The 24,176-nt window shown below is 63.7% G+C and carries 20 protein-coding genes; 6 read left to right on the forward strand and 14 right to left on the reverse strand.

Annotated features, from left to right (window positions below; genetic code table 11):
* Together PQR08_RS37220 and PQR08_RS37225 are read right to left on the reverse strand one after the other, a co-directional pair.
* Positions 1-1,211 (reverse strand): tannase/feruloyl esterase family alpha/beta hydrolase (locus PQR08_RS37220; protein ID WP_408164249.1); only part of this gene is annotated, 1,211 nt, incomplete at its 3' end.
* A gap of 233 nt (positions 1,212-1,444) precedes the next feature.
* Positions 1,445-2,305: a LysR family transcriptional regulator gene (locus PQR08_RS37225; protein WP_187604740.1), complete on the reverse strand. Its 861-nt coding sequence runs from the start codon at positions 2,303-2,305 to the stop codon at positions 1,445-1,447.
* Between the two features lie 152 nt (positions 2,306-2,457).
* Here PQR08_RS37225 and PQR08_RS37230 point away from each other — a divergent pair, with 152 nt between their 5' ends.
* Complete coding sequence (locus tag PQR08_RS37230; RefSeq protein ID WP_250483600.1) at positions 2,458-3,843, forward strand: DHA2 family efflux MFS transporter permease subunit; 1,386 nt, start codon at positions 2,458-2,460, stop codon at positions 3,841-3,843.
* A 54-nt stretch (positions 3,844-3,897) separates the two neighbouring features.
* Positions 3,898-4,893, forward strand: a complete 996-nt coding sequence (locus PQR08_RS37235; protein ID WP_250483599.1) for an aldo/keto reductase — start codon at positions 3,898-3,900, stop codon at positions 4,891-4,893.
* 7 nt (positions 4,894-4,900) lie between these two features.
* On the opposite strand, the gene rarD is transcribed toward PQR08_RS37235, so the two are convergent.
* The gene (gene rarD, locus PQR08_RS37240) at positions 4,901-5,776 is read right to left on the reverse strand and encodes an EamA family transporter RarD (RefSeq protein WP_029672479.1); all 876 of its coding nucleotides are present in this window, start codon (positions 5,774-5,776) and stop codon (positions 4,901-4,903) included.
* Positions 5,777-6,057: 281 nt separating this feature from the next.
* Between rarD and PQR08_RS37245 the strand changes: the two genes are divergently transcribed.
* Positions 6,058-7,113 carry an AI-2E family transporter gene (locus PQR08_RS37245; protein WP_029672478.1) on the forward strand — a complete coding sequence of 352 codons (1,056 nt, stop codon included), beginning with the start codon at positions 6,058-6,060 and terminating at the stop codon, positions 7,111-7,113.
* 45 nt (positions 7,114-7,158) lie between these two features.
* On the opposite strand, the gene PQR08_RS37250 is transcribed toward PQR08_RS37245, so the two are convergent.
* The 11 genes from PQR08_RS37250 to PQR08_RS37300 all read right to left on the reverse strand — a co-directional run bounded on the left by PQR08_RS37250 (position 7,159) and on the right by PQR08_RS37300 (position 21,892).
* The gene (locus PQR08_RS37250; RefSeq protein ID WP_035498631.1) at positions 7,159-8,823 is read right to left on the reverse strand and encodes a SpoVR family protein; all 1,665 of its coding nucleotides are present in this window, start codon (positions 8,821-8,823) and stop codon (positions 7,159-7,161) included.
* Positions 8,820-10,085: a YeaH/YhbH family protein gene (locus tag PQR08_RS37255; protein ID WP_250483598.1), complete on the reverse strand. Its 1,266-nt coding sequence runs from the start codon at positions 10,083-10,085 to the stop codon at positions 8,820-8,822. The genes PQR08_RS37250 and PQR08_RS37255 overlap by 4 nt, the downstream gene beginning before the upstream one ends.
* Positions 10,086-10,302: 217 nt before the next feature.
* A complete protein-coding gene (locus PQR08_RS37260) occupies positions 10,303-12,225 on the reverse strand; it encodes a PrkA family serine protein kinase (protein WP_035498636.1) in 1,923 nt (640 codons plus the stop codon).
* A gap of 375 nt (positions 12,226-12,600) precedes the next feature.
* On the reverse strand, positions 12,601-13,362 hold the full coding sequence (locus PQR08_RS37265; protein WP_187604743.1) for a hydratase: 762 nt from the start codon (positions 13,360-13,362) through the stop codon (positions 12,601-12,603).
* Positions 13,363-13,491: 129 nt separating this feature from the next.
* Positions 13,492-15,210 carry a methyl-accepting chemotaxis protein gene (locus PQR08_RS37270; protein WP_408164254.1) on the reverse strand — a complete coding sequence of 573 codons (1,719 nt, stop codon included), beginning with the start codon at positions 15,208-15,210 and terminating at the stop codon, positions 13,492-13,494.
* Positions 15,211-15,387: 177 nt separating this feature from the next.
* Entirely contained in the window at positions 15,388-16,338 is a 951-nt protein-coding gene (gene rbsK / locus PQR08_RS37275) for a ribokinase (RefSeq protein WP_250483596.1), read from the reverse strand.
* A 26-nt stretch (positions 16,339-16,364) separates the two neighbouring features.
* The gene (locus PQR08_RS37280) at positions 16,365-17,387 is read right to left on the reverse strand and encodes a LacI family DNA-binding transcriptional regulator (protein WP_035498640.1); all 1,023 of its coding nucleotides are present in this window, start codon (positions 17,385-17,387) and stop codon (positions 16,365-16,367) included.
* 172 nt (positions 17,388-17,559) lie between these two features.
* The gene (locus PQR08_RS37285) at positions 17,560-18,549 is read right to left on the reverse strand and encodes an ABC transporter permease (RefSeq protein WP_187604746.1); all 990 of its coding nucleotides are present in this window, start codon (positions 18,547-18,549) and stop codon (positions 17,560-17,562) included.
* Complete coding sequence (locus PQR08_RS37290; RefSeq protein WP_250483595.1) at positions 18,550-20,139, reverse strand: sugar ABC transporter ATP-binding protein; 1,590 nt, start codon at positions 20,137-20,139, stop codon at positions 18,550-18,552.
* Positions 20,140-20,323: 184 nt separating this feature from the next.
* Positions 20,324-21,286 carry a sugar ABC transporter substrate-binding protein gene (locus PQR08_RS37295; RefSeq protein ID WP_187604748.1) on the reverse strand — a complete coding sequence of 321 codons (963 nt, stop codon included), beginning with the start codon at positions 21,284-21,286 and terminating at the stop codon, positions 20,324-20,326.
* 324 nt (positions 21,287-21,610) lie between these two features.
* Positions 21,611-21,892, reverse strand: a complete 282-nt coding sequence (locus tag PQR08_RS37300) for a hypothetical protein (protein ID WP_187604749.1) — start codon at positions 21,890-21,892, stop codon at positions 21,611-21,613.
* Between the two features lie 232 nt (positions 21,893-22,124).
* Between PQR08_RS37300 and PQR08_RS37305 the strand changes: the two genes are divergently transcribed.
* The 3 genes from PQR08_RS37305 to PQR08_RS37315 all read left to right on the forward strand — a co-directional run bounded on the left by PQR08_RS37305 (position 22,125) and on the right by PQR08_RS37315 (position 24,100).
* Positions 22,125-22,421 carry a PsiF family protein gene (locus tag PQR08_RS37305; protein ID WP_238215712.1) on the forward strand — a complete coding sequence of 99 codons (297 nt, stop codon included), beginning with the start codon at positions 22,125-22,127 and terminating at the stop codon, positions 22,419-22,421.
* Between the two features lie 222 nt (positions 22,422-22,643).
* Positions 22,644-23,111: a hypothetical protein gene (locus PQR08_RS37310; protein ID WP_187604751.1), complete on the forward strand. Its 468-nt coding sequence runs from the start codon at positions 22,644-22,646 to the stop codon at positions 23,109-23,111.
* Positions 23,112-23,509: 398 nt separating this feature from the next.
* Complete coding sequence (locus tag PQR08_RS37315) at positions 23,510-24,100, forward strand: BPSL1445 family SYLF domain-containing lipoprotein (RefSeq protein ID WP_035498938.1); 591 nt, start codon at positions 23,510-23,512, stop codon at positions 24,098-24,100.
* Positions 24,101-24,176 lie beyond the last annotated feature (76 nt).

Genomic DNA, 24,176 nt, shown 5'->3' on the forward strand with positions numbered 1-24,176 from the left:
CGCGGGGCGGGGCCGCGCCGGGCCCTGCGCCGCGCTCTCCCCGCGGCCCCCCCCCCCCCGACGGTGTACGCGAGCGTCACGAGGCGTTGCCTGAAGCGGCCGGGATTGTCGAGATCGAACGTGAGCCCGCTGAAGCCGAGGTCGCGCGTGACGAAGTGACGGACATACGCGTCGCCTTGCGCGAAGAGATAGCCGTTCGCGCCGAATGTCGGCGGAGTCAGTAGCGTCGGCGAGTCGCCGAGCCCGAGCGTTCCTGAGAAATCGACGCCCTGAAACACGTTGTAGCCCGGATAGGTATCGACGCCATACGCGAGCGGATACGGCAGCGTGACGCCGTCGCGCAGCGTCTCGAGCGTATCGATCTGCGCATCGGAAAGACAACTGTCGCGCAAGGAAGGACGTTGCCCGTTCGCGCAGCGCAGCGACGCGATGATCTGCGGCTCCAGCTTCCTGCACGCCTCCACGTTGCCGACGATGCCGTCCGCCGCACCGTCGAGCCGGTCGCATTCGTGCACGACGGTCTCGAACACGCGCCGCTGCTGCGCGACGCCGACGAAACCGCCAGGCTTCGCATACGACGCCTGCCCGACTTTCACGCCCATCAGACGCACGCCCGAGAAATTGATCGCGGGTGCGTTGGCGATCACGCCGTCGTAGTCGTTCGGAAAGCGCTCGATCACGGTGAAACCCTCGCGCCCGCCCGTCGAGCCGCCCGCGAAGTAGGTTTTCTCGGGCGTGCGCCCGTAGCCCATCTGGATCAGCGCGAGCGCGACGTCGCGGGTTTTCTTGAGATGCCCGAAGCCGAAATTGACGATGGCTTCATCGTTTCCCGCGAAGTCCGCGCGGCCCGCATTGCCGACGTGGCCCGAATCCGAGCCGAAGGTCGCGTAGCCGCGCGCGAGCGGCGTCGAGTCGGGCGCGAAAGGCATCGGTTCAGTGCCCGAGACGATCGTGCCGTTGTAGCCGCCGCCGCCCATCTGTAGCGCGCGGCCGTTCCAGCGGCTCGGCAGATTCACTTCGAAGCGGATGTCGGGCGTGGAATCCTGCAGCGCCTTGATGAAGCCGGTGATGCGGCAATACTCGCCGTTGCGGTTGCCGGGCGCGGCCGCCTTGACGACCCACGCGGAGACGATCGTCGCGCCGCGCGTCGGCAAGCCGATGATCGATGCGGGCACGTTCTTGCCTTCGAGGTCGTCGCAGTGCTTCGCCACGTACGAGGCCGCGTGGGCGCTCGAAAACGCCGCGAGCGCGATCACCGCGACAAACGCACGGTATCGGGATACATCGGAGAAAAGTGGGCGGAAGAGGCGAAACACGTCTTGGAAGTGGCTACTTCAATCGCCGCACAATATATAAGAACGGATTTACGATAGCCATTCGGGTCTGCCGGTCGTTGCTGCGACGCAACCAGTGCCCCTGCCCTCGCCCGCGCTCGCTTTCGGTCTCATTCGCCGTCCCATTCGCCGCGCAAATCACTGTTTTCGAGAAGCTGTAGCAAGGTTTCGGCCGGACGGCTCAGATGTTTCGCGCCGAATGCGATGAACTCCACTTCAGGCAATTCCGGCAACTCCGCGCGATTGACGGGCGGAGCCAGTCCCCGCGCCGCGAGAAAATGCGAGCGCACGGTCAGGCCGAGTCCGCCACGCGCCGCGGCGATGCAGCCCGCGTGACTGCTGCTCGTGCAGACCATCTGCCAGCTTGCGCCGGTCTGCGCGAGCGAATCGAGCACGACGCCGCGCGTGACGCTCGGTTCGGAAACGAGGATGAGCGGCAGCGGCTCGCTCGTATCGACGATGGTGCCCGGTTTCGCCAGCCATTCGAGCCGTCCGGAAAAAAGCCGCGTGCCGCGCGCATCGCCGAAACGCCGCTTGCCGACCGCGAGATCGATCTCGCCCGCGTCGACCATCTGATAGAGCCGGCCCGTCATGCCGATCGTGATTTCCAGTTCGACGTCCGGATGCGTGTCGCGAAACGCCGCCAGCACGCTCGGCAGCGGCCCGAGCGCGATATCGTCCGATGAGCCGAGCCGCACGCGTCCGCGCAGACGCGGCGAGCTGAATTGCGATTGCGCGTGCGCCATCGCTTCGAGGATCACGCGGGCGTGGACGAGCATCGCTTCGCCGTCGGCGGTGAGCGCGAGCGAATGCGTGTCGCGCACGAAGAGGCGCCGGCCGACGCTCTCCTCCAGACGCCGGATGTGCTCGGAGACGCTGGATTGCCGCAGGCCCAGTTGCCGCCCGGCATCGGTGAAACTGTGCGACGCGGCCACGGTCGCGAACGTGTTCAGCCAGACTGGATTGAGCATGCGTCATTGTGATCGGATAAAACGATGACAGTCAATGCGGTTAGCGGTCTTCCCGATGACGCCGCAAGTCATTAACATTTCACATATCGCGTGATGGCTTTGTTTTAAAAAGGCTTTCCTCATTGCGCAGCGACCGCAACCCCGCTTCCCACATGACCAAAAGTTCTTCGCACACGGCACTGCTCTGGATCGTCGCCGTGGGCTTCTTCATGCAGGCGCTCGACACGACCATCGTGAACACGGCGCTGCCTTCCATTGCGCGCAGCCTCGGCACCGCGCCGCTTGCGATGCAGTCGATCGTCGTCGCCTACACGCTCACGATGGCGCTCCTCACGCCCGCCTCCGGCTGGCTCGCCGACCGCTTCGGCACGCGCCGCGTCTATCTCGTCGCGATCTCGCTCTTCGTCATCGGCTCGCTCGCCTGCGCGGGCGCGCATTCGTTGAATCAGCTCGTGCTCGCGCGCGTGCTGCAAGGCGTCGGCGGTTCGATGCTGCTGCCGATCGGACGTCTCGCCGTGCTGCGCGCCGTCTCGGGCGAAGCCTACGTCTCCGCGCTCGCGATGATTTCGGTCGCCGGCCAGGTCGGCCCGATTCTCGGCCCGACGCTCGGCGGCTGGTTCGTCGAGTCGTTTACGTGGCACTGGATTTTCCTGATCAACGTGCCGATCGGCGCGGTCGGGCTTTACGCGGTGCAACGCTTCCTGCCGAACGACACGCTGCACGATGCGCCGCCCTTCGATTTCATCGGCTGCGGTTTGCTGTCGATGTGCATGGTGTCGTTTTCGCTCGCGCTGGATAGCCCGGTGGAAACGCATCGCGGCGCGGTCTCGGCGGCGCTCTTCGCGCTCGCGGCGGTGTCGGCGTTCGCGTATGTCCCTTACGCGCGGCACAAGCGCAACCCGATCTTTCATCTCGCGCTTTTCCACGAGCCGAACTTCAGCGTCGGGCTGATCGGCAACCTGCTGTGCCGCATCGGTTCGAGCGCGGTGCCCTTTCTGCTGCCGCTTCTGATGCAGCTCGAACTCGGCTACAGCCCGCTGCATTCGGGTCTGATGATGCTGCCGATCGCGATCGCCGGAACGGTCAGCAAGCGCTGGATCGCGCAGCTCGTGAAGCATTACGGCTACGACATGTTCCTGCTCGTGAACACGGCGCTCGTGGGCGCGTCGATCGTCGCGTTCGCGCTGTTTTCGCCGACCTTACCGCTCGCCGTCGAAATCGCGATTCTCGTCGTGTTCGGCGCGTGCAACTCCATGCAGTTCGCCGCGATGAACAGCGTCACGCTCAAAGGCTTGTCGAGCAAGGACGCGGGCAGCGGCAACAGCCTCTTTTCGATGGTGCAGATGCTCGCGATCGGCCTGGGCGTATCGATCGGCGGCTCGCTCGTGCAGTTGTTCCAGGGGCCGTTCTCGACCGCGGCCGGCTTCAGGCTGAGCTTCGTGTGCATGGGCGTGGTCACGCTGCTGTCGGGCGTCGTGTTCCGCTATCTCGATTCCGCGCCGCAGGGCGCCGCACCCGCCCGCGCCGGCACGTCCTGATCGTTGCGGCTATTCTGTCGGTCCGATCGACTCGTTCTCTTATGGAGCGCAACCGTGCAATACCGCAAATTCGGCAATACCGGTCTCACCGTTTCGCGTCTCACGCTCGGCACGATGACGTTCGGTCTGCAGACCGAGGAAGACGTGTCGCGCAGCATCATGGACCGCGCGGCGGACGCGGGCGTCAATTTCATCGACACGGCGAACGTCTATCCGCTCGGCAGCGGACACGATCTCGCGGGCCGCACCGAGGAAATCGTCGGCCGCTGGCTGAAGGGCCGTCGCGACAACTTCATTCTCGCGACCAAGGCCGCGCATGAAATGGGGCCGCTCGCGTGGCACAAGGGTTTTTCGCGCAAGCATCTGCTCGATGCGATCGACGCGTCGCTCAAGCGGCTCGACACGGATTATGTAGACCTGTACCAGCTCCATACCGACGATCACGACACGCCGCTCGACGAGATGCTCGAAGCGCTCGACACCATCGTGCGGCAAGGCAAGGCGCGCTATATCGGCGTATCGAATTTTCTGGCGTACCGGCTCGCGCGCGCGCTCGGCCGCTCGGACGTGTTGCGCGCGGCGCGTTTCGTTTCCGTGCAGCCGCGCTACAACCTGCTGTTCCGCCAGATCGAACGCGAATTGCTGCCGCTCGCGACCGAGGAAAGTCTCGCCGTGATTCCGTACAACCCGCTCGCGGGCGGATTGCTGACGGGCAAGCACAGCTTCAGTGCCGGCCCGAGCGAAGGCCGTTTCACCGGCGCGGTCGGAAAGGCGGGCGCGACGTACACCGAGCGTTACTGGCACGAGCGCGAGTTTCATACGATCGAGCGGATCAACGAGATCGTCGCGCCGACGGGACGTTCGCTCGCGAGCACGGCGCTCGCGTGGGTGCTGGCGAATCCGGCCGTGACTTCGGCGATCATCGGCGCGAGCCGGCCCGATCAATTGAACGAGACGCTCGCGGCCGTCGATCAGCCCATCGATCCGGAAATCAAAGCGAAACTCGACGAAGCGACGGTCGAATATCGTTTCGGCGACGCGTTGCGCTGATCCTCGTTCAGACGCGGGCCGCGCGCGCGCGATACACGCCTTCGAGCGAGTAAATCGCGAGCGCGGCCCAGATCGCGCCGTAGCCGAGCAGTTGATCGTGCCCGAAGAATTCCTGATAGATCACGACGCCGATCAGCAATTGCAGCGTCGGCGTGATGTACTGGATGAGCCCGAGCATCGATAGCGGAATGCGTCGCGCGCCCGCCGCGAACAGCAAGAGCGGCACCGCGGTCACCGGCCCGGCCGCCGCGAGCAGCAGCTTTACGCCGGGCGACGCGTGCGCGAAGCCGCTGCCGCCGTGCGAGCTCAGGAAGAAGAGATAGAGCAGCGCGACGGGACACAGCAGCATCGTTTCGAGCGTGAGTCCTTCGAGCGCGCCGAGCGACGCGGTCTTGCGCAAGAGCCCGTAGCCGCCGAACGTCAGCGCGAGCGCTAAGCTGATCCACGGCGGCGCGCCGTTCACCCACGTCAGCCACAGCACGCCGAGCGCGGCGATCGTCACCGCGATCCACTGCACGGGCCGCAGCCGCTCGTGCAGAAACGCCATCCCGAACAGCACGTTGACGAGCGGATTGATGAAGTAGCCGAGGCTCGCCTCGACGATGCGGCCATCGTTCACCGCCCAGATATAGATTCCCCAGTTCGCCGACAGCAGCACCGCGCTCGCGGCGAAGCGCGCAAGCAGGCGCCGGTCGCTCAAAACGGGGCCGAGCCACTTCCACTGGCGGCGCACGGTCATGACGATCAACAGGAAGAGCATCGACCACGCCATGCGGTGCGCGAGCATCTCGACCGCGCCGATCGAGTGCAAGGCCTTGAAGTAGATCGGGAAAAGGCCCCAGATGGCGAAGGCCGAGAATGCGTAGATGACGCCTGGATTCATTGTTCGATGCGTAGAGCGGAGTGGCCGCGCACGAACGATCGGCTCGTTCGCCCGCGTTCGCCTGGCCGTCCGGCAGGAAAGCGATCCGCAAGGATTGGAAGCCGGATTTTAGTCGACGCACGGGCTTTGGCTCCAGCGGCAATCAAACGATGACAGATTTAAGGCGAACCCCTGGCCGGATTCCTGCTCGAACCCTGAGCGCGAAAGCCGTCCGACGGGCCGTGCTAGCATGGCCGCCCGCGCGATTGCGTTCGCCCTCTCGCCTGCCCTACTGGTCGCTAATGAATAACCAATCTGTCCATCAAAATTTTTTCCATATCCTGCTGTGCGCCGTGACGCTCGCGCTGGCGTGGGTGCTGCTGCCGTTTTTCGGCGCGATCTTCTGGGGCGCGATTCTCGCGATCCTGTTCCAGCCGATGCAGCGCTATCTCGCCGCGCGCTTCGGCAAGCGCCGCAATCTCGCCGCGCTGACGACGCTGGCCGCCGCGATTCTCATCGTCATCATTCCGCTGGCGGTCGTCGCGGTGACGCTCGTTCAGGAAGTCGGCCTCGTCTATGCGCGGATCAAGAGCGGCGACCTGAATTTCGGACTGTATTTTCAGCATGTGCTGCATGCATTGCCGGTATCGGCGCAGCAACTGCTCGGGCGGTTCGGGCTCGACGATATCGTCGGCGTGCAGCAGAAGCTGATGGAAGGCGCGTCGCAGATCAGTCAGTTCGCCGCGGCGCAGGCGCTCTCGATCGGGCAGAACACGTTCCAGTTCGTCGTGAGCTTCGGCGTGATGCTGTATCTCGTGTTCTTTCTGCTGCGCGACGGCGGCGAGATCGGCCGTCGCATCCGGCGCGCGATTCCGCTGGACCCGGAGCCCAAGCAGCATCTGATCGCGAAGTTCACCACGGTCGTGCGCGCGACGGTCAAGGGCAATATCGCGGTCGCGGCCGTGCAAGGATTGCTCGGCGGGCTGATTTTCTGGATTCTGGGCATCGGCGGCTCGCTGCTGTGGGGCGTGCTGATGGCCTTCCTTTCCCTGCTGCCCGCGGTAGGCGCTGCGATCATCTGGGTGCCCGCCGCGCTCTATTTCTTCATGACGGGGCAGATCATCAAGGGACTGATTCTCGTCGTGTTCTGCGTCGTTGTGATCGGACTCGTGGATAACGTGCTGCGTCCGATTCTCGTCGGCAAGGATACGAAGATGCCCGATTGGGTCGTGCTGATCTCGACGCTCGGCGGGATGGCGCTCTTCGGCATCAACGGCTTCGTGATCGGGCCGCTGGTGGCGGCGCTGTTCATGGCGAGCTGGGATCTGTTTTCGCAGGACGAGGCAAGCAAGCAGTAGCCACAACGAAAAACCGGCGCTATCGAGCGCCGGTTTTCACGGAGTTCAACGCGTATTCGGCGGCACGTACCGGCAGTCGAAGCGCTTTCTCACCGTCCCGTTCTCATCGACGCTTTCCAGATAGACATCGAACTGCCACAAGCGCGCCATGTGCTTGAGCACTTCATCGCTGTCGTTCGAGAGATGGCGGTTGTCGGTCATGAAGTGACGCAGCGTCAGACTGCGATCGCCACGCGTATTCACCGAATACACCTGAATGTTCGGCTCGCGATGATGAATATCGTATTGCCGCGACAACGCCTGACGCACATAGCGATACCCGCTGTCGTCATGGATCGCCGACACTTCGAGCGCATCGCGCATGTCGTCGTCGAGAATCGAGAACAGACGCATCTCGCGAATCAGATGCGGCGACAGATACTGCGCGATAAAGCTCTCGTCCTTGAAATTGCGCATCGCGTAATGCAACGAGTCCAGCCAGTTGCTGCCCGCGAGTTCGGGGAACCACTCGCGATCTTCGTCCGTCGGGTTTTCGCAGATGCGGCGGATATCGCTCATCATCGAAAAGCCGAGCGCGTACGGATTGATGCCGCTGTAATACGGCTTCGTCACCGGCGGCTGATATACGACGTTCGAATGCGAATGCAGAAACTCCATCATGAAGCTGTCTTCGAGACGGCCTTCGTTGTAGAGCGTGTTCAGCAGCGTGTAGTGCCAGAAGGTCGCCCAGCCTTCGTTCATGACCTGCGTCTGCCGCTGCGGATAAAAATACTGGCCGATCTTGCGCACGATGCGAATGACTTCCCGTTCCCACGGCTCCAGCAAGGGCGCGTTCTTCTCCGCGAAGTACAGCAGATTCTCCTGCGGCTCCGGCGGATAGCGGCTCTCGATTTCCTCCGGCGATGGGTCCTTTCCCTTCGGCAGCGTGCGCCACAATTCGTTGACCTGCGATTGCAGATACGCTTCACGCTCGCGCCGCATTGCCGCTTCCTTCGCGAGCGAAAGCTTCTGCGGCCGCTTGTAGCGATCGACGCCGTAGTTCATCAGCGCGTGGCACGAATCGAGCAATTCCTCGACGCGATCCAGTCCATGCCGCTCCTCGCATTCCGCGATGTAATTCTTCGCGTAGACGAGGTAATCGATGATCGCGTGCGCGTCCGTCCAGAGACGGAAGAGATAGTTGCCCTTGAAAAACGAGTTGTGCCCGTATGCCGCGTGCGCGATCACGAGCGCCTGCATCGTCATGGTGTTCTCTTCCATGAGATACGCGATGCAGGGATTCGAATTGATCACGATTTCGTACGCGAGGCCCATTTGCCCGCGCCGATAGCCCTTCTCCGTCGCGAGAAAGTGCTTGCCGAACGACCAGTGCCGATAGTTCACGGGCATGCCGACGGATGCATACGCATCCATCATCTGCTCGGAGCTGATGATCTCCAGCTGAATGGGATAAGTGTCGAGACCGTAACCGTTCGCGACGCGCGAAATCTCGGCGTCGTACTCTTCGATCAGCTCGACGCTCCAGTCCGACGGGCACGGCAGCGGTCGCCGCTTCTCCGATACATTCATTCTGCCTTCCTCGTGCGCCTCGTCTGTCTCTGCGGACGCCTTGCGTTGCTCTGCCTCGGGTCCAAGCCTGGAAGCCGCACGATCGTCCGTGCTGTCCAGTTGATACCCGCGCGTCTCGTTGTGCCAATGCCGCGTCGTCATGCGGCCGCCTGCTGTTTTTCGAACAGCTCGCGGAACACCGGATAGATGTCCGCGGCCGAATCGACTTTTTTCATGGCCAGTTCAGGCGCGCCCATCGCAAGCTGAGCATACTCCAACCAGAGGTTCTGCTCCTCCGGCGCAACTTGAATATAGGCAAAATACCGGACCTTCGGCAGGATGTCTTCCGCGAGCAGCCTGCGGCACTTCGGGGAATCGTCGGTCCAGTTGTCGCCGTCCGATGCCTGCGCGCCGTAAATGTTCCATTCAGTCGGCGAATAACGCTCGTCCATGATCTTCTTCATGAGTTCGAGCGCGCTCGACACCACGGTGCCGCCGCTTTCGGTCGAATGGAAGAACGTGTCTTCGTCCACTTCCTCGGCGCGCGTATGATGCCGGATGAACACGACTTCGATCTTCTCGTAGTTCCTTTGCAGAAACAGATACAGGAGGATGAAGAAGCGCTTGGACAAATCCTTGCGCTGCTCGTCCATGGAGCCGGAGACGTCCATCAGGCAGAACATCACGGCCTTGCTCGACGGCGTCGGCTGCTTCACGCGGTTGATATAGCGCAGATCGAATGGATCGATGAACGGGATGCGCGTGATCCGGCCCTGCATGACGACGATATCCGCTTCGAGGCGCGCGATCTCTTCCTCGTCGGCGTTCTCTTCCTTCAACTGCTCGAGCTGGCGCTCCATCTCGCGCAGTTGCGACGCGAGCGGCCAGCCGAGCGCGATGCGCCGTCCGAGCGCGCTGCGCAGCGACCTGACCACATCGATGTTATTCGGGGTGCCTTCCGCCGCCCAGCCCGCGCGCACATTCTTCCAGGTCGGCACGGCGAGCAGCTGAGTCTTGACGAGGCGCGGCAGTTCGAGGTCGTCGAAGAAGTACTGCATGAATTCTTCGCGGGACAGTTCGAAGACGAAATCGTCCTGCCCTTCGCCCTCGTTGCTGGCGCTCTTGCCGCCGCCGCCCGCGCCGCCCGGCGGACGCGGAATCTTGTCGCCGCGAATGTAGTCGGCGTTGCCCGGATGGACGTACTCGCGCTTGCCGCCCGGTCCGTGACGGAACGAGGGCTCGGAGATGTCCTTCTTGGGAATGGTGATGCTCTGGGTGCTTTGAATGTCTTTGATACTGCGATCGCGCACCGCGTCGGACACCGCGCGGCGAATGTAACTCTTGACGCGTCGCAGGAAGCGTTCGCGGTTGGCGATGCTCTTGTTCTTGCCGGCTAACCTGCGGTCGATGATTTGGTGCAGCACATCCAGTCTCCCGCGTTATTGGCGAGCTTTCGAGGCGTCACGTGCAGCTTCGACTGATCGCGGCGTCTTTTGTCTCGCAAACTGTCCACTGTGCGGTCGGGACGCAATCCACGCGCCCGGGCCGCAGGGGACATCCTGACTATCGCTTTGCGCGGGACCGGAGTAAGGCGCGATGGCGCCCACTCCCGTCGATTGCCCCATACCCATCCACTCTACATCACGACGACTTGCGCACGCGCAGATACCAGTCGCACAGGAGCCGGACCTGCTTGGGCGTGTAGCCCTTCGCGACCATGCGATTGACGAAGTCCTCGTGCTTGCGCTGCTCTTCGGCCGACCCTTTCGCGTTGAACGAAATAACCGGCAGAAGTTCTTCCGTGTTGGAGAACATCTTCTTTTCGATCACCACGCGCAGCTTCTCGTAGCTGATCCACGCGGGATTCTTGCCGCCGTTCGCCGCACGCGCACGCAACACGAAGTTCACGATCTCGTTGCGGAAATCCTTCGGGTTGCTGATGCCCGCGGGCTTCTCGATCTTCTCCAGTTCGGCATTCAACGATGCGCGGTCGAAGCTCTCGCCGGTGTCGTGGTCGCGGAACTCCTGGTCCTGAATCCAGAAGTCGGCATAGGTGACATAGCGATCGAAGATATTCTGACCATACTCCGAGTACGACTCCAGATAAGCGGTCTGAATTTCCTTCCCGATGAACTCTGCGTAGCGCGAAGCCAGCACGTCCTTGATGAACGACAGGTACTTCTGCTCCGTCTCCGGCGGGAACTGCTCGCGCTCGATCTGCTGTTCGAGCACGTACATCAGATGCACCGGATTCGCGGCCACTTCGCTCGAATCGAAGTTGAAGACGCGCGACAGGATCTTGAACGCGAAGCGCGTGGACACGCCCGTCATGCCTTCGTCGACGCCCGCGTAATCGCGATACTCCTGATACGACTTCGCCTTCGGGTCCGTGTCCTTCAGGTTCTCTCCGTCATAGACCTGCATCTTCGAGAAGAGACTCGAGTTCTCCGGTTCGTGCAGACGCGTGAGCACGGCCATCTGCGCCATCATCTTGAGCGTGCCCGGTGCGCAAACCGCCTCGGCGAGGGACGAGTTGCGCAGCAGCTTCTCGTAGATCTTGATCTCTTCGCCGTAGCGCAGGCAGTACGGCACCTTCACGACGAAGATACGATCGAGCAGTGCTTCGTTGTTCTTGTTGTTGCGGAACGCCTTCCACTCCGACTCGTTCGAGTGCGCGAGGATGACGCCGTCGAACGGAATCGCACCGAAGCCTTCCGTGCCCTTGAAGTTGCCTTCTTGGGTCGCGGTGAGCAGCGGGTGCAGCACCTTGATCGGCGCCTTGAACATTTCGACGAATTCCAGCAGGCCCTGATTGGCGAGGCACAGGCCACCGGAATAGCTGTACGCGTCAGCGTCGTCCTGCGAATAGGTTTCGAGCTTGCGGATATCCACCTTGCCGACGAGCGACGAGATGTCCTGGTTGTTCTCGTCACCAGGCTCGGTCTTCGCGATACCGATCTGGCGAAGGATCGAAGGATAGCGGCGCACCACGCGGAACTTGCGGATGTCGCCGTTGTACTCGTGCAGGCGCTTCACGGCCCACGGCGAGAGAATGCTCTTGAGATAGCGGCGCGGAATGCCGTACTGCTCTTCGAGCACCGGGCCGTCTTCGTCGTAATCGAAGAGACCGAGCGGCGATTCGTTGACGGGCGAGCCCTTCAGCGAATAGAACGGAACGCGCTCCATGAGTTGCTTCAGCCGTTCGGCGATCGACGACTTGCCGCCGCCCACCGGACCCAGCAGATACAGGATCTGCTTCTTTTCTTCGAGACCCTGTGCCGCGTGCCGGAAGTACGACACGACGTTCTCGATCACCTCCTCCATTCCGTAAAACTCACGGAACGCGGGATACACCTTGATGACCTTGTTCGCAAACGTACGCGACAGCCGCGGATCGAGTCGCGTATCGACGAATTCGGGTTCCCCGATGGCCGTCAACATGCGTTCGCCCGCTGTTGCATATGTGGCAGGATCTTCTTTGCAGAGCGCGAGATACTCTTCGAGCGAGAATTCCTCCTCGCGGGTTTTTTCGAAGCGGGTCGCGAAACTGCTGTAGATATCCATGCTACCTCCTCGCCGAAGTCAGAAAGCTATGTCGTGCGCAACGCGCGTAATCGAAACGACATCGCTTGAAATCATCCTAAACCCTTTCGAATTTTTTTTCACGCACTTGCGTTGTTCATTTGCTTCGAAGAATTCCTATCTTGGTGAGTTATTTTCGTTCACCTACAATCCTCATCCCAATGTCTCTATCCTCTTGCTCGACATCGTCGCTGCCTGTTCGTTTCCGCGCGCTCTTTGCTACTTATCCACTGCTTCTGTCCGCCAATGCGACGTGCGCCTCACATGCGCGCATGCATTCATCACGTCATGACGGATACGTGCGCGCGCGCTCATGAGATGCAAAGTATCGATGCAATCGATGCACATGTTCAGGCTTCATGCGAGCACCAGTTCCAGTTCACCGATACGGTCGATCGCGCCATGGAGCATGCCAGGTCCATCGACGCGATATGCGCCCGTATATGAGCCCGTGGTGATGGTCCAGAACGGTTCGACGGTCAAACCCATGCGGCAGCAATGGTTGACGAGCCAGGGCAGCAGTTCGCGGGGATCGCCCGCCGGATTGCCGAGCGCGGCCGGCGCAATGGACACGCCATCCAGCGTGAATTCGAGGCGCGGCTGGAGAAAGTCGAAGCCCGGCGCGACGACGTCGTAAGGCTCCATGCCCGACACCACAAGCGCGCCGTTGTTCTGCGAGTCGGCGAGCTGGGCGAGCGGATCGACATTGGGCCATTGCGCGAAACGGCTGTCGACCACTTCGAGCGCGACCGCGATACCGCCGATCGCATCGAATACTTCCTCGCGCGTGTAAGGGTCATGTCGCGCGGGCAGTGCATAGGCGAAGCGGAACGCGACTTCGAGTTCCACCAGCACGCGGAAAAACGATTCGAAGGGCACGCGCGCGGGCGAAACGTGCACAAGCGCGGCGTCGATGGGCGCGCCGGTGGCGAGCGCATCGGGCGCGCGTGCGCCGATCTTCCACGCGCCGATGCGCGCATCCGACTCTCTCAGCATCTCGTGCTGGATCGCGTAGGCGGTGGGCGCGTCGGCCGGAATGTCGGCGGGCGCCAGCGTTTCGATCAGCTGATGCCGGCGGCGGGCGTCCGCGAACTTCGCGGCGAGTGTCGATCCGGTCATGTCGATATCCTCGTGTGAGCGGTGACGCACACCCATCAGTGTACGGGTTACCGGATCGACGTTGGTCGCGCGCGTGTGCCTTCGCGCGCATTCACCTCCCGTTTGCCGCTACACGCCGAATGGCGTTGCTCAGAACGTCTCCCAGTCGCCGGCCGTCTCCGCGGTCGCCGGAGCCTTGGGCGCTGCCGGCGCGGTGACCGCGCGCCTGGCGGGCGAGACGCGCGGCGCGACACGCGGCGTCATCGTTGCACGCGGTGCAACTTTCGTAGCCGGCGTGGACGCGGACATTGTCACCGCGACCGGCGCGCCGTCCGCCACCTGGAACACCGCCACCGCCTGCCGCAGGCGCGCGGCCTGATCTTCGAGCGACTGCGCGGCCGCCGCCGCTTCCTCGACGAGCGCCGCGTTCTGCTGCGTCACCTCGTCCATCTGCGTGACGGCGCGCGACACTTGCTCGATGCCGCTGCTTTGCTCCTCCGACGCCGCCGCGATTTCGCCCATGATGTCGGTCACGCGCTGCACCGCGCCGATGATCTCGTTCATCGTCCGGCCGGCTTCATCGACGAGCGTCGTGCCGGTGCGCACGCGCGCCACCGACGTGTCGATCAGTTCCTTGATTTCCTTCGCCGCCGCCGACGAACGCTGCGCGAGGCTGCGCACCTCGCCCGCGACGACCGCGAAGCCGCGCCCTTCCTCGCCCGCCCGCGCCGCTTCGACGGCCGCGTTGAGCGCGAGGATGTTGGTCTGGAACGCGATGCCCTCGATGATCGTGATGATGTCCGCGATCTTCGACGAGCTGCCGTTGATCTCGCGCATCGTGTCGACGACCTGCGTGACCACCGCGCTGCCCTTGCCCGCGATGTCCGACGCATTCGCCGCGAGCGCGCTCGCCTGCCGCGCGTTGTCGGCGTTCTGGCGGACGGTGCCGGTCAGTTCTTCCATGCTCGACGCCGTTTCCTGCAACGCGGACGCCTGTTCTTCTGTGCGCGAGGACAGATCGGTATTGCCGGCGGCGATCTGCTGCGTCGCCGATGCGATCGATTCACTGCCCGAGCGCACGGTGCGCACGGTCGTGAGCAGGCTCGTGCGCATTCTGGCGAGCCCTTCGAGCAACTGCCCCATTTCGTCGCGCGACGTGACGACGACCTCGCGGCGCAGATCGCCCGCGGCGATCGCGTCGAAATGACCGAGCGCGGCTTCGAGCGGACGCGCGATCGCGCGCCGCAGCGATACCCACGCGAACACGGCAGCCGCCATGCCGAGCGCGATCGCGCCGAGACTCAGCGCGCGGAACCACAGGAAGCGGTTCTGCGTCTCTTCGTAGCTCTGCTTCGACGCTTCGGTCAGATACTTGCGCAGCGCGTCGTCCGCGTTGGCGAGCTCGTTGTACATCGACTGCATCGCCTTGGCGTTCGCGATGATGCCGTCGTGATCATTCTCCATGACCGCGGCGATGCCCTTGTCGACGATGCCCTGCAGCGCGAGGCGCTTGTCCTGCGCGGCGTCGGCGAGGCGCTTTTCGCCCGGCGCCTGCGGCAAGGACATGTATTCCTTCCAGTAGCCGTCCGCGCGATCGCGCATCATGCGCGCGCGCTCGACGGTGGACGCCACTTCCGGCGTGCCGGCGAGGAGCGCCGCGCGGTCGAACACGAGCCGCTCGCGCGCGGCGTACATTTCGGCGTTGCCGACGGCGATCGCCGCAGGCATCTGCACTGAGTATGTTTCCTGAAACGCGCCGTTCGAATGGCTCATGCCGGTGAGACCCAGCGCGCCGATCGCGATGAGCAGCCCACCCAGAAACGCCATCGAGATGCCGAGGCGCGCCTTGATCGTCAAAGCCTTTTTCATTGAGTTTTCCCTGATGCCGCCCGCGAGCGGAGTCGTCGTTTCGTGTCTGCGCGCGCGAAGGATCACGCGACCGCTATCGATGTAAACGGCGCGAAAGCGTAAGCACTTGAGGGAATTATTTCGTCTGAAAAGAAAACGGCGCGTCAGGCGCGCCGTTTTTCAGCGATCATTGAAAAGTTATGCGGAAATTTCGCTGCGGTGCGGAATCGACGGCTGGGCGCCTTCGCGCGTCACCGCCACCGCCGCCGCGCGCTGGCCGAATGCAATTGCGTCGATCGGAGCGGCGCCGCGCGCGAGTTCCGCCGCGAAGCCGCCGATGAACGTATCGCCGGCGGCGGTCGTGTCGACTGCTTCGACGAGCGGCGAAGGCAGATGAACGCCGGCGTCGTCCGCGCCGTCGAGCAGCGCGAGCACGCCTTGTCCGCCGAGCGTCACGATCACGTTGCGCGCGCCCTTCGCCTTGAGCGCCTGCGCCGCGCGGCGTGCGTCGTCGGGCGTTTCGATCGCCACGCCCGAGAGCGTCGCGGCTTCCAGTTCGTTCGGAATCAGATAATCGACGAGCGGGAACCAGTCCGGCGGCAACTTGCGCGCGGCGGGCGCGGGATTGAGGATCGTCGTGCGCGCAAGACGCCGGCCGGCGGCAAGTGCGGCGCGCACGGTTTCGGGCGGCGTTTCGAGCTGGCACACGATGACATCGGCCTGCGCGATCAGCGCTTCCTGCGCCTCGATGCGCGCGGGCGTCACTTCGGCGTTGCTGCCCGCGACGATGACAATCGCGTTCTGGCTCGCATCATCGACGACGATGAGCGCGACGCCCGTCGGCGCGTCAGCGCTGGTCGCGAGCGCCGTGCAGTCGATGCCTTCCGCCTCCAGACTGCCCTTGAGCGTCGCACCGTTCGAATCGTTGCCGACGCAGCCGATCATCGCGACTCGTGCGCCCAGGCGCGCCGCGGCGACCGCCTGATTGCCGCCCTTGCCGCCCGGCACCTGCGCGAACGCATGTCCGGCGAGCGTTTCGCCCGGTCTCGGCAGACGCGGCGCGCGCGCGACGAGATCCATATTGAGGCTGCCGACCACGGTCACGCGTCCGGTCTTGCCTGCGTCGCCTGAATTGGCGTTGTCGCCCATCTCGCTTCCTTTTTGAACAGCCTTCGTTATGCTCTCGCGCTGCGCGATTCGGGCACCACGGCGGTCGATTCGCGGCGCACGAGGCGCGGCGCCACCACGCGCCGGCGTGTCGTGCCGGTCAGCTTGCCGGTGATGCGGTCGATCAGCGTCTGCGCGGCCATTTCGCCGAGCGCACGCACCGATTGTCCCACCGTCGACAAGGCCGGATACGTGTAGCGCGACAGCTCGACATCGTCGAAACCGATGATCGAGCATTCCGTCGGCACGTTGATGTGGCGCTCCGCCGCCGCACGCAGCGCGCCGATGCCCATCATGTCGTTGCATGCGAAGATCGCGGTCGGCCTCATGTTGTCGAGCAATTGCGAGGCCGCGGCGTAACCGCCCGTCGCGGAGAAGTCGCTCTGGACGATCGCGTTCGGCTCGATCTCGATGCCGCGCTCGGCCATCGCGCGGATGAAGCCGTGCAGGCGCATCGCGGAAACGGCCGTCGCGACCGGTCCCGTGATGCAGCCGATCTGCGAGTGCCCGAGTTGCAGCAGATGCCGCGTCGCGAGATACGCGCCCTTTTCGTGGTCGATCTGCACGAGGTCGGATTGCAGCCCTTCGATATTGCGATCGACGATCACGAGCGGCTCACGCGCGCCCGCGAGGCACTGCGCGAGCACCGAATCCTCACCCGCCGACGCGATCACCAGTCCATCGATGCGCTTTTCCTGCAGCACGCGCAGATAGCTGCGCTGCTTGGCGGGATCGTCGTCGGAGTTGCAGAAGAACACGCAATAGCCGTTCTTCGCGCAGCCGTCCTCGACGCCGCGCGCCAGTTCGGCGAAATACGGGTTCGTCGCGTTCGGCACGAGCAGGCCGATGGTCGCCGTCGAGCGCGCCTTCAGCGAGCGCGCGACCGCCGACGGCACATAGTCGAGTTCGAGGATTGCCCGCTCGACTTTCGCCCGCACGTCGGCCGACACCGGCCGCGAATTGTTCACTACGTGGGATACCGTCGTAAACGACACCCCGGCAATGGCTGCCACGTCTTTGATCGTCGCCATACATCGTCCTTCTCTATGCTTTGGTCCAACTGCTCTTATTGGTCGTAAGGCGTCCGGCGCGTACTTCTCATCGCGCGCGCCCTGCTTGCCGCTCCTGCTTCAACCACCGTCGCCGGCCGCTTTTCCGCCCCGTGCGGTGCGCGCCGTCGCCGTCCATCGGTCAGACAAACGATTACACACGCTTCCTTCTGCTGCGGTATGTGTCCAGCACCACCGCCACCACGATCACCGCGCCGGTAATGATGCGCTTGGTCGGCTCGTTCGCGCCGATCTGCGCCAGTCCCGCCGCCAGCACGGAAATGATCAACACCCCGAAAAACGTGCTGATGACCGAGCCGCGCCCGCCCATCAGACTCGTGCCGCCGATCACGACGGCCGCGATCACCTGCAGTTCCACTCCCGCGCCGGCGTTCGGATCGGCGGCTTCGAGCCGCGAAATCTGGAACAGCGCCGCCAGTCCCGATAGCGCGCCCATCAGCGCGAAAACGATAACCTTGTACGGCCGCGGATTGACGCCCGCGAGCCTCACCGCTTCCTCGTTCGTGCCGATCCCTACGAGATATCGGCCAAAAACCGTCCGGGTCAAGACCAGATGCGCGATTATCATCACCGCGACCGCGATCAGGAACGCGGGCGAGATGCCGAACGCGATCGGATTCGACAGAAAATCGAACGCATCGCCGATGTACGCCGTGCGCGAGTTCGTCATCTGGTACGCGAGCCCGCGCGCGCCTTCCAGCACGCCGAGCGACACGATGAACGACGGAATCCGCCACGCCACCGTGACGAGGCCCGTCACCGTGCCGGTCAGCGCGGCGGCCGCGAGACCGATCAGCGCGGCGGGAAACGCCGGCCAGTGCCACTTCAGCGCGGCCACGCTCACGACCGACGCGCCGAGCGCCAGCACCGAGCCCACCGACAGATCGATGCTCGCGATGATCAGCACGAACGTCATGCCGACCGACATCACGACGAGGTCGGGAATCTGGTTCGCGATCGTGCTGAACGTGTCGTACGTCAGGAAGTGCGTGCTCAGCACCGAAAACAGCGCGATCATCGCGGCGAGCGCACCCGCGAGACCCAGGTAATTCGAAATGCCGAGACGCGTGCCGACGCCTTTCGTGCTCTTCGGTGCATCGGCGGGCAGGTTCGCTTCGCTCATTCAGTGCTCCAGGTTGTCTTCGGGCGCTTTCGCATCGGGCGCGATCGGATCGTGCAGGATCGCCTCGCGCTTCGCGTAACCCGAGAACGCCGCGGCGAGCAGCGCGTCCTGCGTCCAGCTCGCGCGCTCGAACACGCCCGTCATGCGCCCGGCCGACATCACGCCGATCCGGTCGCAGATCAGCATCAGCTCGCGCAGATCGCTCGACACGACGACGAGCGCGCGTCCTTCGCGAGCGAGCGCGCCCATCAGCCCGTAGATGTCGAACTTCGCGCCGACGTCGATGCCACGCGTCGGTTCGTCGAACAGCAGCACCGTGCAGTCGCGCGCGAGCCAGCGGCCGATCACGACCTTTTGCTGGTTGCCGCCCGACAGCTCCGACACCGCCTGCGCAGGCCCGGACGTGCGGATGCGCATCGCGTCGATCTGGCGCTGCGCGAGCGCGGATTCCCGGCGCGTATCGACGACGCCATGCCGCGCCACCGCGCCCAGATTGCCCAGTGAAACGTTCGCGGCGATGGGCAGGCTCAACAAAAGGCCCTCGCCCTTGCGATCCTCCGTGATCAGCGCGATCCCTTCGTCGACCGCATCCGACGGCGAGCGCACCGACACGCGCCGCAGCGGCTCGCCGTTGCGCGCGATCGACACCGTGCCCGCGTCCGCGCGATCCGCGCCGTAAATGAGGCGCATGAGTTCGGTCCGGCCCGCGCCGATCAGCCCGCTCACGCCGAAAATCTCGCCCGCGCGGACCTCGAACGACACGTCGCGCACCACGGGCGCACGCGTCATGCCTTCCACCTTCAGCGCGACGCCGCCGATGCGCCGCTCGCCCAGATCGATGCGCTCGCCGATCTCGCGTCCGACCATCAGCGTGACGAGCCGGTCGCTCGTCAGTTCGTCCATCGGACCGATATGCACGAGGCGTCCGTCGCGCAGCACGGCCGCGCGCTCGGCGATGCGCTGCAATTCCTCCAGCCGGTGCGAGATGTAGACGAGCGCGACGCCGCGCGCCTTCAGCCGCTCGACCTGCTCGAACAGCAGATCGACTTCGCGGGCGGTGAGCATCGCGGTCGGCTCGTCGAGGATCAGCACGCGGCAATCGTCGATCAGATTGCGCGCGATCTCGACCATCTGCTGATGCCCGATGCCGAGGCCGCCGACGAGCGTGTCGGGATCGATCGCGTCGAGCCCGACCTGCGCCATCGCGTGACGCGCGTCTTGCGCGAGCCGCTTCCGGTCGATCCAGCCGAAGCCCTTGCGCGGCAAGCGGTTCAGAAACAGATTCTCCGCCACCGACAAAGTGGGCAGCAGGTTCAGCTCCTGCATCACCATGCGCACGCCGAGCGCTTCGGCGTCCGAGCGGCTCTTCGGCAAATAGGGCTGGCCCGCGAGCGTCATCGTGCCCGTGGTCGGGTCCGTGAGTCCGCCGATGATCTTCGACAGCGTGCTTTTGCCCGCGCCGTTCTCGCCCGTGAGCGCGAGCACTTCGCCGGGAACGAGCGCCAGCGAGACGTCCGCCAGCACCGGCTCGACATAGGTCTTGCCGATGCCCGTCACCGTCAGCACGTTCGCATCGTTCGATCCGCTCATGGGGCGCTTCAAGGCTTCGCTGTGCATCCTCGTGGTGGTCCCGCGCGGAAAAGCGTCCGGATGGCCGCGGACAATGCCCGCGCCGTCTGCCTTCCGCGCTCGTCAGTGTGTTATCGGCACGCTGGCCGCGAACTTTAGGCTTTTCGCGCGAAACGGCGCCCGACGACGCCGCCGCGCGCCGGGCTTACTTCGTCACGAGATCGACCGGCGTTTCCACGACCTGCGAAAGCTCCGACTGCTTCTTGTGGCCGGCGATCGCCTTCAGCGCCACGTCGATGCCGAACACGGCCTGCTTCGCCGCGTACTGGTCGGCGGTCGCGAGCACGCGGCCGTCTTTCAGCATCGGCTTGATCGCGCCGATATTGTCGAAGCCGACGACCTGCACCTTGCCCGCCTTGCCCGCCGCGCGAATCGCCGATACGGCGCCGATCGCCATGTTGTCGTTATCGCACAGGAGCGCCTTCACGTTCGGGTTCGCGTTCAGGATCTGCCCTGCGACCGCGTTGCCCTTGTCGATTTCCCATTCGCCGGACTGGAGCGCGACGACCTTCATGCCGGCCGCGTCCATCGCTTCCTTGAAGCCCGCGCTGCGCGCCTGCGAGTTCGTGGTGGTCGTCACGCCCTCGATGATCGCGACTTCATCGCCCTTCTTGAGTTTCGGGGCAAGATAATCGCCGACCTTTCGCGCGCCCTTCTTGTTGTCCGGTCCGACGAACGGCACGTTCAGATCCTTGGACTTGAGCACGTCCGGATCGAGCCGGTTGTCGATATTCACGACGATGATGCCCGCGTCCGCCGCCTTCTTGATCACCGGCACGAGCGCCTTCGAATCGGCCGGCGCGATGATGAGCGCGTCGACCTTCGACACGATCATCTGCTCGACGATGCGAATCTGCGCCGCGGTGTCGGTCTCATCCTTGATGCCGTTGGTGATCAGGTCGAACTGGCTGGGGTTGTGCGCCTGATAGTCTTTCGCGCCGTTTTCCATCGTCAGGAAGAACTCGTTGGCGAGCGACTTCATGACGAGCGCGACCTTCGGCTTGCCCGCCGTTTGCGCGAATGCGGATGACGAGGCGAACGGCAATGCGGTGCAGGCGGCGAGCGCGACGGCGGCCGACAGGACGCGTCGGCGGATGGTTCGGTTCATGCGGATCTCCAGTGCTTTGTTCTGGTTTGTCTGGTCTTTCGAGATGCAGCGAACGCGAGCAACGCGTGTCGATCCGCGCCGGGCAACGAAGGGAAGCGATTGCGGGCGCCCTGTCGCGTCCTCGCTTCGTGTTGCGCGCCAAAGCCTTCGATCGTTCTGTCCGGACGCGGTGTCAACGTTTGCTCGTCGTCGATTCTCGTTGGACAGACGCCCGAGGTCAATCGGGCTAACGTGTAGACCACACGCGACAATGCCGTCGATCAAAGGATCGGCGGCATTGTCGGTGTTCCGTGGTTGCCAGCGTGCAACGGCTTGCTGCCAAAGTCAGAGATCTTCGACCGACTGCCCGTCCACCTTCTTGTCGATGATGTCGCGCGCGTAGTCGATGCCCGCGCGCGTCGCGTCGATCGGGCTATCGAAAGGTTCCTGTTCGGGCACGCCGAACATCACCGCGCGGCCGCTCTCGCCGTGCGCGCTCTTCGCGATCGTCACGACGATGTCGAAGTGGCGTGGACCGTCGTCCGGCTCGTCGCGTTCTTTCGCGCGCCGCAATGCCTGCACCTTGATCTCGAAGCCCTTGTAATGGTCGGACAGCGGTGTGGACATGAAGCGTCTCCTTTGCGTTGAGATGCATCGCACGATCATACGTCGGCTGCATGCTTCGCGTGGGTCGTGGATGAGTGAAAGGCGGCTGCAAGCCTCGTTCCCGCGTCCGTCTCCCGATTTCACCTTATCCCACACACCGTTCATATTGGGTTTGCCATAATGCGCGGGCGGCATGCCGCTCTAGACAGGCGCCGCCGAAGAATAAACCGTCACTCAAATCAGGGAGCGTCACATGACTATTCGAGCCACCGCCCTCGTCGCCGTGTTGAGCCTCGCGCTCGGCGCGAACGTCGCCATCGCCGCCAACAGTCAGCAAAGCAAGATGACCGATTGCAACAAGCAGGCGGGCGACAAAAAAGGCGACGACCGCAAGGCCTTCATGAAGAGCTGTCTGTCCGCCGCGCCCGCCGCTGCTTCCGCGCCGATGACGCAGCAGCAGAAGATGACCGCGTGCAATCAGCAGGCAAGCGACAAGAAAGGCGACGAACGCAAGACGTTCATGAAGAGCTGCCTCAGCAACAAGGGCTGATCCCGCTCACACGCATGTTCACGCCGCGCCGTTCGCGCGCGGCGACCCTTTCGTATTTACTCAGCCTACCGGCCGATATTGCACTGCACCCAAGCAATTGATTCGCACCGTCGTCTTTTTCTCATAAGATGGCGCGAAGGCGGCCCCTCACGAATACAAGAAACACGCCATCGGCCGCCGCCGTTTCGAGCGAGGCGAAAAGCCGCGCATGGAGGCATCCGGATGGCATGGAGACATAAAAACCGCTGGTTCAGGCGGTGGCTCGTGATAATCACGTTCTGGTTCGTGCCGGTGCTGATCGTCGCGGTGAACGAGGTGCGCGAGGAGATGGCGTATAACAACGTCGATCTTCAAAAGGCGCTCTCGACCTGGGAGCTGACCGACGCGCAACGCGCGGCAGGCGTCGCCGCGCGCTGCCACGGCGCGCCCGACGAGGCCCGCGCCGCCGGCTGCCCCGAAGATGTCATCGCGGCTACCGCGGCGAAGCATCAGGAAGCGCTCGACGAATACGCGCATCGCAAGGCGACGCTCGCGGATTATCTGTGGCATGCGTTCGTCGGCTACTGGATCGTGCCCGCCGCCTTCCTGCTCGTGCTCGGCATGCTCGTCGGCGGCGTCAGGCGCGCGCTGCGCCGACCGCAGCATCCGAGCACATCTGCCTCCGAGGTAAAAACGACGACCCATCCGTGAGCGCGGGTCGGGTACGGTCGTTGCTACTTCTGCTTGCGGTTTTCTCGTACGACCTTAAGGAAGCTGGACGAAATTTATGCTTGTCTTGAGGGCGCACTTCGGGCGAAAACGCCGGTTCCATTTCGTTTGGTCGAAGCTTCGTCTACCCTAATATCAGGCGAAGTGTCGATCGAAAGTCGGATGTAATTTAGCGTGCTGCATGTCGCTTATGGGGCCGGATTCGGAGTAAGCTAGCTCCGAGCGTTTTCCCTGAATGGTGCGTAGCCTGAGAACCCAAGCGTGACAAGGCTTTGGGCGCATGGATCGGGGCTCGTGTTTTCAGGTTGCTGTGCTATAACTTGGCGTGCCTCACCCTCCCGCTCTATGGGGTTTCCTAAATTCCACGATGGAGAACAATGATGCAAAGACGAAACTTCATGCTCAAGTCGACCGCCGTTCTGGCGCTGGGAGGCCTCGCGCTTGCCGGCTGCACGGCAAACAGAAACGCCGGCAGTGAAGCGGCTGCGGGCGCCGCCGATGACCGGCGCTCCATCGACGCCGACGTCGACAGCACCATCCAGCGTCTCTACGCAACGGTGGGCGGCTCGCGTGAGCTGGTGGCGAAAGCGCGCGGCGTGCTGGTGTTCCCGTCAGTGCTTCAGGCCGGCTTTATCGTCGGCGCGCAATACGGCAAGGGTGCGCTACGTGTCGGCGGCAGCTCGGTCGGCTACTACAGCACGACGTCCGGCTCGTTCGGCCTGCAGGCGGGTGCGCAATCGAAGGCGCTGATCTTCCTGTTCATGACGCAGGATGCCCTCGACAAATTCCGCAACTCCGACGGCTGGTCGGCGGGCGCGGATGCATCGGTGGCTCTGGTGAAGATGGGCGCGAACGGCGTGATCGATACCACCACGGCCACCAAGCCTGTCGAGGCGATCGTGCTGACCAACGCCGGCCTGATGGCCGACGTCTCGCTGCAAGGCACGAAGGTGTCGCGCATCAAGTACTGAGCGCGCTGCTCTTCCCGCGCGGCGAATGCAGAACCGCCGTGTGGTGCGACCTTCGGGGGGGGCCCCCCGGGGGGTT

This window comes from Caballeronia jiangsuensis (assembly GCF_046030135.1).
GTDB lineage: Bacteria > Pseudomonadota > Gammaproteobacteria > Burkholderiales > Burkholderiaceae > Caballeronia > Caballeronia jiangsuensis.